The sequence below is a fragment of the Bacillus sp. AR2-1 genome (assembly GCF_008368755.1).
In the GTDB taxonomy this organism is placed as follows: Bacteria; Bacillota; Bacilli; order Bacillales; family Bacillaceae_G; genus Bacillus_A; species Bacillus_A wiedmannii.
The window spans coordinates 237497-249958 of the sequence record NZ_QORY01000001.1 but is presented as its reverse complement, the minus strand read 5'-3'; the positions used below and the strand labels follow the sequence as shown (position 1 = coordinate 249958).

Below are 12462 nucleotides of genomic sequence, written 5' to 3'. Positions count from 1 at the left end.
ATTACCAAACCTTCCACGGAGCGTTATTACTTTCCCATAGCTCGACTAATTTATTTTTATCGCGCAATGTATCCATCGGATGCCAAAAACCAGAATGTTGATATGCGGCTAGTTCATTTTTGTTTACTAACTGAACTAAAGTGTCTGTTTCAAAAACAGATTTATCTCCGCTAATGTAATTGAAAACATCAGGGTTTAAAACGAAAAATCCACCGTTAACCCATCCGCCATCCCCGAGTGGCTTCTCTTGAAAGGATGTGACAGACTGTTTATCTAATACGAGAGAACCGAATCTACCAGGAGGTTGTACGGCTGTAACAGTCGCCATTTTACCGTGTTTTTTATGAAATGCAATGAGTTCTTTTATATTTACATTACTTAATCCATCGCCATAAGTGAGGCAGAAAGGTTCATCCCCGACGTAATTTTGTATTTTTTTAACTCGTCCACCTGTTTCGGTATTTAGACTAGTATCAATTAATGTAACTTTCCATGGTTCAATGCGATGAGAGTGGTTCGTAATTGTATTGTCACTTAAATGTATCGTAAAATCGGACATGTGTAAGTTGTAATTTAGAAAGAATTCTTTAATTGCATATCCTTTATAGCCTAAGCAAATAATAAACTCAGTAATCCCGTAATGACTATACAAACTCATAATGTGCCATAAAATAGGCTTTGTTCCAATTTCAATCATAGGTTTTGGTTTTAAATGAGTTTCTTCCCCAATCCTTGTTCCATATCCACCTGCAAGAATAACAGCTTTCATTTTTTCCTCCTAAAATAAAAATTTATAATATATACAGTATTCATATGAAATACAAATGGTATGGTTTTTAGCTAAGTGCGTAAAAATGTGTGGAACATGATAGGGTGAGAAATGTTAAGGTTTGAATTTAGGGAATAATTGTTGATACTCAGGGTGATTACGTAGATCTTGTGTTATGTTACTAAGCTCTAAAAATCGAGTTTCGAGTTCCTCAGAGGACTGACCATAATGAGTTTGAAGGCCCATTTGAACACCCGTTTTTGAAAGAGTAGGTGTAATTTGTAATTTTCTTGCCTTTGTATGTTCGTTCCAAGGGCTAAAATAAAATTTTAAAATGAATGAAGGGGAGTTATAAACGATAGGTTGGTGCTGCGTAAAATGTCTGCCTGGTAAATATGCGCCGTTAAGATGGTTGTGTATAAATCTCCAGGCACAGCCGATTTCTGGTTTATAAGGAAAGAGCCCGTGATATCGTTGCTCTACTAACGGAATAGAATATCTTAGTTTTGAATAATTGTAATTATGCTTATCAATCATGACAATCATTCTAATTGCATACATATTTTGGCCTAACGTATGAAGTGATGAGAAAAACTCTTCTACATTGTTACAACAAAGAAATTCCGTAGTATTTAATACCATTTTCCAACCTGAAACCTCTCTTTCAATTTCCATCACCTCAATATCAGTATTAGTGGGATCGAAATCAAGGAATCTTGAATTTCGTACTTCCCAGTTGGGAGCAAATAATTTACAAATTTCAACAGAACGATCTGTAGAACCTCTATTAATTAATATGCCGTGATCAAATATTTTTGTATGATGCATAAGCCACCATGGTAATAAATACTCCTCGTTATAAAAGTGAGAGATAATTGTCCTAGTGATTTTAATCTCCTCCAGTTGCATAAATAATGATTTTATTTCAATATTATTATCATATGTTTTGAATTAAGGAAGGTTGAAAGGAATGTGTGATTCCATTTTTATATTTTGGTATCGGCATATCGAAAAAACAGTAATCTAACTATATGGATAGAGTTATAGAGTGTGAATATACTACATACTTAGATGGCATGTGAAATTTTGTATAAATTATGAATAATAAACCGTCACGTTTGACTGTACAGTTTATGTATTGTATGATGTTAGTAATATAAACAAGGGGGGAAGATCGTTGGGAAGGTGTATCGAATCGGACAGTTGGCTCTCATGGCTCACGTGTCGAAACGCACGATTGATTATTATACGAATCTAGGAATCTTAAAAGCGGAGCGATCTCAATCTAATTATCGCTATTACGATGAAACAGCATTTGAGACATTACAATTTATTGAGAAGTGCAAAGAAATGCATATGCCGCTTTGTGAGATTAAAGAGAAAATCGAGGAGAAGAAGAAGCTGCTCGGTATCAATGAACACGTTTCGAAACAAGTGAATGAAGTGACAGACCATATTCATCGATTAGAAGCAGAGTTAACGGAGTTAAAGCCGCTTTTAGATGGATTGACTGATTCACAACGTGAAAAAATATCGAAATCTTTATCTGGTCAAACGACAGCTTTAATACAGACACTTGTTCTATTATTATAGAAAAAAGTGAAATCCGACCTCTTTAATTTTTGTATCGGGCTATGTTTTCTAATGAACAAATAAGAAAACATTATAGTATACAGGAGGTGGACACCTTAGTTTTTTAAACTAAGGGGATTCATTGGAAATATTTAATTTAGTCATGGTTGCGATTTTAATCGCATTTACTGGATTTTTCGTAGCAGCAGAGTTTGCGATTGTAAAGGTACGTTCAAGTCGTATTGATCAGCTTGTTGCGGAAGGGAAACGCGGTGCTTTAGCAGCGAAAAAGGTAACAACAAATTTAGATGAATATTTATCTGCTTGTCAATTAGGTATTACAGTTACAGCTATGGGATTAGGTTGGTTAGGTGAACCGACAATTGAAAAGTTACTACACCCGTTATTTGAGAAATGGAACATAAATCCTTCTATCTCATCAGTATTAACATTTGGTCTTGCTTTTATGCTAATGACGTATTTACACGTTGTAGTAGGGGAATTAGCTCCGAAAACGATGGCAATTCAAAAGGCTGAACAAGTAACATTGTTATTGGCAGGTCCGTTAATGATGTTTTATAAAGTCATGTATCCATTTATTTGGGTATTAAACGGTTCAGCTCGTGTTGTAACTGGCTTATTCGGTTTAAAACCAGCTTCAGAACATGAAGTTGCTCATACAGAGGAAGAATTACGCCTTATCCTTTCAGATAGCTATGAAAGTGGCGAAATTAATCAGGCTGAATACAAGTATGTAAATAACATTTTTGAATTTGATAATCGTATTGCAAAAGAGATTATGGTACCGCGAACAGAAATCATTGGTTTCTACCTGGAAGATTCAGTAGAAGAACACATGAAAGTAATCCAAAATGAACGATACACACGTTATCCGATTTTTGGAGAAGATAAAGATGATATTATCGGTATGGTCAATGTAAAAGATTTCTTTATTCGATATATGAACAACGATAAAGAAGATTTATCATCGATTCGCACGTATATGCGTCCGATTATTGAAGTGATGGAAACAACTCCAATTCACGATTTATTACTTCAAATGCAGAAGAAGCGAATTCCGATGGCTGTTTTATATGATGAGTACGGAGGAACAGCAGGAATTGTAACGCTTGAAGATATCTTGGAGGAAATCGTCGGCGAAATTCGTGACGAATATGATGAAGATGAAGCACCACCAATTCAGCATGTGAATGAGCACCATAAAATCGTTGATGGAAAAGTGCTTATCTCCGAAGTGAAAGATTTATTTGGATTACACATTGAAGAAGATGATGTGGATACAATTGGTGGCTGGATTATGATGCAAAATCATGAAATTGAAGAAGGGCAACACGTTGAGGCGGAAGGTTATGAATTTAAAGTGTTAGAAAAAGATGCTTACCAAATTAAACGTGTTGAAATTCGTAAGATGGAGCAAGAGCAAGAAGAAGAGAAAGCAGCAACTGTGTAAGTTGCTGCTTTTCTTCTAAAGTATAAAAAATGTGAAATTAGGAGCGGATATTTTGATTCAAGCAGCCTTACGTGTATATCGATTACAATTGTATGCGATCTTTAGTGGTTTACTACTTATGTGGACGATTACTCCGTTTGGAAAACAAGTAACAGGGTTTGGTATCGGATTAGCTGTAAGTGCATATTGCCTTTGGTTATTGGCTCGCAGAGTGGAGAAACTCGGGAAAAGTATCGTAATGAAAGAAAAGGCTCCTGGATTAGGAGTTTTAAACCGATTTGCAGCAGCCATTTTAGGAGCTATTATTATGTATGAAATTGAGCATGAAATGGAAATGTGGGCATTCGGTACAGGCATTTTAGGTGGTCACTTTTTAATGATTGCGAATTTAGCTTATGCAAATGTGCAGTTAGTGAAAGAAGAAGAGAAGCAAAGAGAACAGGCTTCGAAAAACATAGAGCTATGATGAAAGGGGCCTAATGGGGTTCCTTTTTGTGTTTAAAGCGAGCTAATGAAAGGAATCAAATTTACGACAAATATAATACGCTTCTTTTTTACGTTTTTCAATAGTATGAAAAATAATGTAAAAAAATTTAAAAACCCATCGATTTCTAAAGGTTATGTATGTTATTATGACAAAAGACTTTTTGAAAGAGGTGGATACCAATGTTACAAGCGTTACTTATTTTTGTGCTTCAAATTATTTACGTTCCAATTTTGACAATCCGTACGATTTTGCTTGTAAAGAATCAAACAAGATCCGCTGCTGGTGTTGGATTGTTAGAAGGAGCTATTTACATTGTCAGTTTAGGTATTGTGTTTCAAGATTTATCAAATTGGATGAACATTATTGCCTATGTCATTGGCTTTAGTACGGGACTATTATTAGGCGGTTATATAGAGAATAAATTAGCAATTGGTTATATTACGTATCAAGTTAGTTTGCTAGACCGTTGTAATGAATTAGTAGATGAATTACGTCACTCAGGATTTGGCGTTACAGTATTTGAAGGCGAAGGTATTAATTCTATACGTTATCGCTTAGATATCGTTGCAAAGCGTTCTAGAGAAAAAGAACTGTTAGAAATTATTAATCAAATTGCACCAAAAGCGTTTATGTCTTCTTATGAAATCCGTTCATTTAAAGGCGGATATTTAACGAAGGCGATGAAGAAAAGAGCGTTAATGAAGAAGAAAGATGAACATGCATCGTAAAGAGAAGGGAGTTGTGCAGCTTTAAAAGTGCAGTATAAGCCCCATAGAAAAAAGAGAGGAATCTATATTGAAAAAGATTCCTCTCTTTTTTCTGCGTTATTTTTTTCTGCTTTTTCTCAGATTAACAAGTAACCATACAACTTGAATAATTAGTGGTAATATAAATGCAATTAATAAAACGATAAAGGCTATTAATTTCAGCTCAGGTGTTTGAGTAACACCAGTCCCATCAACCTCTCTTAGCCAAATGATAGCTGCCAATATCCCGAAAGTTATAATCCAAAATATGTTACCAATCCACCAATAAATCCATCTTCTTTTCATGCTAGCACCCCTTACATTTACCCTCTGTTAAAAGTGAATTTTCGTTCGTTACATTTATAATGAAATACCTATAAAATTAATTTTTTTTAACTGTATATCTAACTTGTTTAAACGTTACCATCTCTCCATTTTTATGATCATCTTGCGTTTGCAAAAGTTGAACTTTTGGTTTGTAATCTGTCCTATGAGCGTGCTCGATATCTTTAATGTTAACTTTGTAGGATTCGCCATTATTAATTTTTTGTTCCAATACTTTTTTATTGGCGACATAAATAAACGTCACTTTATTTTCATCAATGCCTTCAGTCTTAAATTCTAATTCGTTATCTTTTGTTGTAATCGTCGGTGTTAATAATTCAATACTGCCTTTTCCAGTTTCTAAAGAATTTTCTGCTATAGTTGAACATCCGGATAATATGATTCCAATGAATAGAAGAGCACTTAATTTCTTTCTCATAACATCCCCCAATTTCAAATGATTTTTGATTTTGGCATTGCTAGACTGCTAGTGTGGAACGTAACTGTTTAGCTAGCACTCTTTTTAATTGTACCATAATATGTAAATTTAAATAGGCTGTATATCCAATTTAAGGGGTTTGAAAAGTGTACTTATTGTTTTAAATCAGTATCTTTCCAGTAGGTATATATTTTCTGTAGAAAGCAGTGTTGTCAAAATCATTATGAATTGGCTATCCAACTATATGATGACATGTAGACAGGCGAAAGAACTTATTTTTATGGAAATTACAATTTTTTCATATTAAAATAACGATGTGGAATAGATGAATTCATTCACTTCGGAGGTAGTTACTTGAACATTAACGAGAAGGCAATTGAAATGTTTGAACAAAATGAATATGAGGAAGCAATGGAACTGTTTCAACGAGTTGTACATGAATCTAGAGGTGTACAATCTCTCAATAATCTTGCTTGGATGTACTTTTATGAGGAAGAGAATGATGCTAAAGCTCTTGAATTAATAAAAGAAGTTGTTAAGTTGAATCCTTCCTCATACTTTCCTTATAACATCTTAGGGGAAATTTACACGAAACAAGAAAAGTGGGAAGAAGCGAAAGAAGTATTACAAAAGTCTATTTCGATGCAACCATCCAATGAAGCATTTCACAATGTAGCTGTAGCGCATTATAACCTTGGAGAGTTAGAAAAAGCTTCGGAATTTTTCTTGCGAGTGGCAGGGGATTCGGACTATATAATGTATAGTTATGTAAAATGTTTAATTGATTTAGGGCGAACGACAGAAGCGAAAGAGAAGTTAGATGCTTTTAACAGGAAATCTGATGATTTTGTAGGAGAAATTCATGTAGCAGATTTATATGTTGAGTTGAATTGCTATAAAGAAGCAATTGAATGCTTCGAAAAGGGGTATAAAGAAGTTTGGAAAAGCCCCAATTGGATTGGTAGATTTGTTTATGCTTTATATAAAGCTAATAATTTCACCCGTATAAATGAAGTTATACGGGAATCTATCGAAGCGAAAACAGCAGAAATAGAAGATGTTCAAAATGAAGAAGTAGAAGAAAACTGGACAGAAAAAGATAAGAAAGAGTTAATTGAGGAATATACAGAAGAGAATCATTGTTATAAAAAAATGATAGAACGTATCAAATCTGGATATGTTCCAGGGTTAGAATTTGAAACTTATCATATAGGGGCTTGTTATTTGTTTGGTTGTAAAAGACATAATCATCTTGAATATGAAGAATAAAAAAATTCGACTGTCACATATGATGGTCGAATTTTTTATTATAGGCTGGTTGTCTAAAGGTACCATCTCAATTGTAATGTGTTAAAGATGTTTCGTCTCATTACATAGGTATATATCTTCTTTAGAGCTCTCTTTTTTAATATTTAAAATATGTAGTGAAATAAAACCGATAAGTCCAATTCCACCGAAAATAAGCCATGGTGTATACATTCCGCTTAAGTTGGATGTAAAAGATGTACCGGTATAATTACCGATGATAAAACCAAATGCGAGTGATAGTTGATAAAATCCGAAGTAAGTAGCTGTATATGATTCGTTACTGTAATTTGCAATAGCAATATCAGCGTTAGGTAATACGAGTGTTTCGCCAATTGTAAATAAAATTACACAAATAAATAGCCAATATGGGTGTGGAAATAAAGGAATGAGTAAAAAAGAAAAACTCATTAATAAAACACCGTATTTAATAATCGAAAGTGTATTGTATTTATGAAATAGTTTACGAAATAATACCATAAATATGACGCCTGTCATTGCATTTATCGTAATAACGAGTGTAGCAAGCTGATTGCTATTACTAATGTTTTTCATATGAAGTGGAAGTGCGACAGTAAGCTGAGTAAACATAATATAGAAGAAAATCATGATAAATGAAAACAGAAGAAAAGGCTTGTTTTGTAAGATAGCCTGTATTCCAAATGTAATAGACGTGTTTTCAGTAGTGACTTGAAAGTGATTTTTAAGTAAGTAAAAGATAAAAGCGAATAACAGCATAAGTGATCCTGTTAGAGAGAAAGCATAGATGGGATTGAGTAAGAGTAAGAACCCTCCTGCAATTGGTCCGATTATTGCACCGCAATTAAAACTAAGGTTTAAATATGTAAATAAATTTTTTCTCATATGAGCTGGTTGTGAGCCGAATATGGCGCGCGCAGCAGGTTCGTAAAATGCGGTTCCGAAGCCAATAAGTGCAGAAGAAATAGAAATTGTATAGAAATCAGAGCATATTCCTAAAGCGATAAATCCGATTCCTCTTAAAAATAATCCGGCTATCATCATAATGATATAGCCTATTTTGTCAGCAATTAATCCTGAGAATAAAGGGATAACTCTTGATGTGATTGTCATAACCGTCAACACTGTTCCTACTTGGACAGCAGAAAAATGAAGAAAGCTTAATAGATAAATAGCTAAAAATGCGTATACTGCAAAATAGCCAAAAGACATAAAGAATGAAGAAATAAGCATGAAACGTATCGGTATTGAGAAACTTTTCATAGAACTCCTCCTAATGTTGTAACCAGTAAAATTATTTAATGGTTAACTAATTTATATTATAATTATACATAAAGTCAGAAAAAAGTAAATTTTAAGAAGAAGGTGGATGGAATTGAATCAAAATGCACCAAATGAATTAGAATATATTCGGGAATTTTTAAATACATGGAAAATACCAAACGATACGAGAGAGCCAATTGACATGCTGCAAACAGAAGAGGATATAAAGCTCTTTATGAAAGAATATTTTCATGAAGAGGTTCCATTCCATACGATAGAGGAATTAAAAAGTTTTCGAGAAGATATTCGGGTGGCAATTGAAGGCGGAAAATCATTGCAAAAATGGTTAGAGAAATACCCATTTCATGTACATGTAAAGGAAGATATGAAAGGTATTACATATGAGCCTGTGCACGAAGAGAATGTATATACAAAAGTATTAAGCGTGGTTTTAATGGCGATTCAAGAAAATTTGTGGGGAAGGTTAAAAGCATGCCCAGATTGCCGCTGGGTATTTTATGATCATTCGCGAAATGGAAGTAAAAGATGGTGCGGTATGTATGCTGGAGAAGCAGGAGGAAGAGCGTGCGGTACGATTGCGAAAGTGAAAAATTATCGGGCGAAGAGAAAAGGGAGATCGGGTTATAATGTGTAATTTATATTAGGGGAAGAAAATTGGATGGGGGAATGTAGAATATGAAAGGGACACAAATGTTAGCTTTAAATAAAAAGTGTTGGGATACAGTTGCACCATATTTCTTTCAAGTGGATTGTTTACCGAAATATGGTCCGTATACGGCGTCTGAAGATGAGATTCATATGTTCGATTCAATTAGAAATAAAAAGGTTCTTGATATTGGATGTGGAAGTGGGCATTCGCTGCAATATATGGGAGAGCATGGTGCGGAAGAGTTATGGGGGCTTGATCTTTCAAGTGAACAAATTAAAACAGCGAATGAAACTTTAAAGTGTTGGAATCCAAAGTTAATATGCGGAGCAATGGAAGAAGAATCGGATATTCCAAAAGGATATTTTGATATTGTATATTCCATTTATGCATTAGGTTGGACTTCGAATTTACGAAAAACGTTGGAACTGATTTATTCATATGTAAAGCCAGGAGGAAGTTTTATCTTTAGTTGGGAGCATCCAATATATTCAAATTTACAGTATGGTACAGAAGAAATTGCTTTAAAGTCTTCTTACCATGAGGAAACACCTATTACGTTTGAAACATTTAAAGGGGAAAATGTACAAGCGACATTATATAAGAGAAAAATAAGTACATACATAAATGAGTTAAATAGAGCGGGATTTACAATGGAGAGAATAGAAGAGCCTGAACCATCAAGCTCGTTTGATGGAGAGTTAGCTGCGCCGTCTACGAAATATTATTCTTTATGTAAAGCTAGGATGGTGCCGACTACCTTTATTATTAAGGCGAGAAAGTAAAGTGCTTTATAAAAAGAAGCCTATCATTTTAAATAAATGAAATGATAGGCTTCTTTATTTTTTGAAAAATGAGTTCAGAGGTGTACTTTTCTTATAAAAATGCATTTCATATAAAAGGTGTAATTATTTTGGGGAAGGGGGATTGTTGTGCGTCATCATAGAAAGTGCAAAAAATTTGGAGTGGCACTGCCTCTTCCGCTTATAGGAGCAACGGGTCCTACTGGTAATAGTGGTCCAACTGGTCCAACTGGAGGGCATGAAGGTCCTGTCGGGCCTCCGGGAATCACTGGGCCTTTAGGAGCAACGGGTCCACAAGGCTCTCAAGGTATTCAAGGTATACAAGGTTCGCGAGGAACAGCAGGAGCTCAAGGAATACAAGGTGCCATTGGTGATACTGGAGAGCAAGGAATTACAGGTCCAGTCGGCTTACAAGGTCCTCAAGGATTAATTGGAGAGCAAGGTCCTGTTGGCGATATTGGATTACAAGGACTAGAAGGAATACAAGGAATTACAGGCCCTGCTGGTAGTCAAGGTATACAAGGCATCCAAGGAATACAAGGAGAAATAGGCGAACGAGGACAAACGGGAGCACAAGGAATGCAAGGTGTGGTAGGTGAAGCTGGTATTACAGGTGTAACAGGTCCACAAGGTCCCCAAGGAGTGCAAGGAATTCAAGGGGAGGACGGAACTACAGGTATACAAGGAGAAGAAGGTCCACAAGGAATACAAGGAATTACTGGAGAGCAAGGGCACCAAGGTGATCAAGGGATACAAGGTGTAACTGGCCCTACAGGTTCTACTGGAATACAAGGACCTCAAGGTATAAGTGGAATAAAGGGGATAACAGGTGTAATAGGTCCTCAAGGTCCACAAGGAATACAAGGGATACAAGGAGTAAGGGGATCCACAGGTTTTCAAGGACCAAAAGGAATACGAGGAATAACAGGAGCAACTGGGTCTACTGGTACACAAGGTGCAGAAGGTCCACCTGGAGGACCAACAGGAATAACCGGTCCAATTGGTCCCTCTAGTGGAGTGACTGGTCCATCTGGCCCGCCCGGTCCACCTGGGGGACCAACAGGTCCAACGGGTGAAACTGGTGAACGTGGTGTAACAGGGGGAACTGGTGCAATAGGAGCGCAAGGTTTACAAGGTATAACGGGTCCCACTGGTGCTCAGGGTGCAAGGGGAGCACAAGGTTCTCAAGGGATAATTGGTGTAGCTGGCGTACAAGGTGCACAAGGAATACAAGGAGTTCAAGGAATAACAGGAGCAACTGGCGCAGAAGGTCCCCAAGGAACTCAAGGTCCACAGGGAGAAATCGGTCCAACTGGTGCAGAAGGTCCTAAAGGTGTGCAAGGAATACAAGGGATAACAGGTCCAACAGGAGCACAAGGAATACAAGGGTTACAAGGAATAATCGGTCCCACAGGCACAACAGGAGCGGCTGGAGCCCAAGGTCCCCAAGGAATACGAGGGGAAACAGGAGCAGCTGGAGCACAAGGGATACAAGGTCCCCAAGGAATACGAGGGGAAACAGGAGCAGCTGGCGTTCAAGGAATACAAGGACCTCAAGGAATACAAGGGGAAATTGGATTAACTGGTGGTCAAGGTGCTCAAGGTCTTCAAGGAGTCCAAGGAATAATCGGTCCAACTGGTGCCATCGGTCTCCAAGGTCCTCAAGGAACACAAGGTATAGTAGGCCCAACAGGAGCGCAAGGTTCTCAAGGTATGCAAGGGATACAAGGAATAACAGGCCCGACAGGTGCACAAGGAATTAGAGGCCTTCAAGGGAATATAGGAGAAAGCGGGATAACAGGCCCACAAGGAGTGCAAGGGGCGCAAGGTATCGAGGGACCCGAAGGACCACAAGGAAATGTTGGGATTACGGGTGTAACTGGAGAAACAGGAGCGACCGGAGCAACAGGGGCGACCGGAGTACAAGGGATACAAGGCGTTCAAGGGATTATAGGGATACAAGGAAGTACAGGAAGTACAGGACCTACCGGAGCAACCGGAGTAACTGGAATACAAGGTACTCAAGGTATTCAAGGTTTGCAAGGCCCAACTGGAGTAAGTGGAATGACAGGCGTTAGTGGTAGTCAAGGGCCAGCCGGAGCGCAAGGTAGTCAAGGGCCGATTGGAGCTGTGGGACCTACTGGAGCAACTGGTAGTCAAGGGCCTATAGGTTTTTTAGGAATTGTAGGTGCAACAGGAGCGACTGGCTTACCTAGCGGTGGCGGTTATTTCTTTTCTACTTCAACGAGTGCAATTGCAGCGAATGCGTTAATACCAATCAATTCTGGATCTACAACTTTTGGTTCCGGTGTCAGTTTAACAAATGCAACAACTGTAACGTTAAGTACGCCGGGAATATATTTAGTAAGCTATTATTTTCAAGGTGATCCAAATGGGGGGAATGAAACGATTTCTGTGAGTCTTACTTTAAATGGAACGCAAGTCGCAGGGAGTTTTATTTTTTATGTTACAGGAGGTACTTTTGTATTAGAACCAGCGGTTTCGAATACGATGGTCATTAATGTTACTTCTTCAAATGCTACTTTATCTTTGCAAAATGGTCCATTAGCTATTGGGCATGTAACGACATTATCTGGAGTGATAACAGCTAGTTTAAATGTATTAAAAATAGTTTGA

13 protein-coding genes are annotated in these 12462 nt (G+C 37.0%); 8 read left to right on the top strand and 5 right to left on the bottom strand.

The genetic code is table 11. The features are described from left to right. Window position 1: 1 nt before the first annotated feature. Window positions 2–769 (bottom strand): glucose-1-phosphate cytidylyltransferase, encoded by a 768-nt coding sequence (gene rfbF, locus DT250_RS01315; protein WP_149212359.1) that lies wholly within the window; start codon window positions 767–769, stop codon window positions 2–4. 114 nt (window positions 770–883) lie between these two features. Continuing rightward, window positions 884–1678: a glycosyltransferase family 2 protein gene (locus tag DT250_RS01310; RefSeq protein WP_048546514.1), complete on the bottom strand. Its 795-nt coding sequence runs from the start codon at window positions 1676–1678 to the stop codon at window positions 884–886. Window positions 1679–1954: 276 nt separating this feature from the next. Here DT250_RS01310 and DT250_RS01305 point away from each other — a divergent pair, with 276 nt between their 5' ends. The 4 genes from DT250_RS01305 to DT250_RS01290 all read left to right on the top strand — a co-directional run bounded on the left by DT250_RS01305 (window position 1955) and on the right by DT250_RS01290 (window position 5027). Then, window positions 1955–2362, top strand: a complete 408-nt coding sequence (locus DT250_RS01305; protein ID WP_000285638.1) for a MerR family transcriptional regulator — start codon at window positions 1955–1957, stop codon at window positions 2360–2362. Window positions 2363–2483: 121 nt separating this feature from the next. Beyond that, complete coding sequence (locus tag DT250_RS01300; protein WP_046957914.1) at window positions 2484–3812, top strand: hemolysin family protein; 1329 nt, start codon at window positions 2484–2486, stop codon at window positions 3810–3812. A 52-nt stretch (window positions 3813–3864) separates the two neighbouring features. After that, a complete protein-coding gene (locus tag DT250_RS01295; RefSeq protein WP_048546511.1) occupies window positions 3865–4278 on the top strand; it encodes an ATP synthase subunit I in 414 nt (137 codons plus the stop codon). A gap of 200 nt (window positions 4279–4478) precedes the next feature. Then, window positions 4479–5027, top strand: coding sequence for a DUF2179 domain-containing protein (locus tag DT250_RS01290; protein WP_088064064.1), 549 nt, complete (start codon window positions 4479–4481; stop codon window positions 5025–5027). A 96-nt stretch (window positions 5028–5123) separates the two neighbouring features. Here the strand turns inward: DT250_RS01290 and DT250_RS01285 are convergent, their stop codons facing one another. Together DT250_RS01285 and DT250_RS01280 are read right to left on the bottom strand one after the other, a co-directional pair. Beyond that, window positions 5124–5351 carry a DUF3923 family protein gene (locus DT250_RS01285; RefSeq protein ID WP_087984131.1) on the bottom strand — a complete coding sequence of 76 codons (228 nt, stop codon included), beginning with the start codon at window positions 5349–5351 and terminating at the stop codon, window positions 5124–5126. A 76-nt stretch (window positions 5352–5427) separates the two neighbouring features. Beyond that, window positions 5428–5808 (bottom strand): hypothetical protein, encoded by a 381-nt coding sequence (locus DT250_RS01280; protein ID WP_142310822.1) that lies wholly within the window; start codon window positions 5806–5808, stop codon window positions 5428–5430. Window positions 5809–6162: 354 nt separating this feature from the next. Between DT250_RS01280 and DT250_RS01275 the strand changes: the two genes are divergently transcribed. Next, on the top strand, window positions 6163–7077 hold the full coding sequence (locus tag DT250_RS01275; RefSeq protein WP_149212358.1) for a tetratricopeptide repeat protein: 915 nt from the start codon (window positions 6163–6165) through the stop codon (window positions 7075–7077). A gap of 81 nt (window positions 7078–7158) precedes the next feature. Here DT250_RS01275 and DT250_RS01270 read toward each other — a convergent pair whose 3' ends face one another. Further along, window positions 7159–8355, bottom strand: a complete 1197-nt coding sequence (locus DT250_RS01270) for an MDR family MFS transporter (RefSeq protein ID WP_106382904.1) — start codon at window positions 8353–8355, stop codon at window positions 7159–7161. A gap of 112 nt (window positions 8356–8467) precedes the next feature. On the opposite strand from DT250_RS01270, the gene DT250_RS01265 reads away from it, so the two are divergent. The 3 genes from DT250_RS01265 to DT250_RS01255 all read left to right on the top strand — a co-directional run bounded on the left by DT250_RS01265 (window position 8468) and on the right by DT250_RS01255 (window position 12462). Further along, window positions 8468–9010 (top strand): CGNR zinc finger domain-containing protein, encoded by a 543-nt coding sequence (locus DT250_RS01265; protein WP_142291783.1) that lies wholly within the window; start codon window positions 8468–8470, stop codon window positions 9008–9010. A 41-nt stretch (window positions 9011–9051) separates the two neighbouring features. After that, window positions 9052–9807, top strand: a complete 756-nt coding sequence (locus DT250_RS01260) for a class I SAM-dependent methyltransferase (RefSeq protein WP_088064059.1) — start codon at window positions 9052–9054, stop codon at window positions 9805–9807. Between the two features lie 147 nt (window positions 9808–9954). Then, window positions 9955–12462, top strand: a complete 2508-nt coding sequence (locus DT250_RS01255) for a collagen-like protein (protein WP_149212357.1) — start codon at window positions 9955–9957, stop codon at window positions 12460–12462.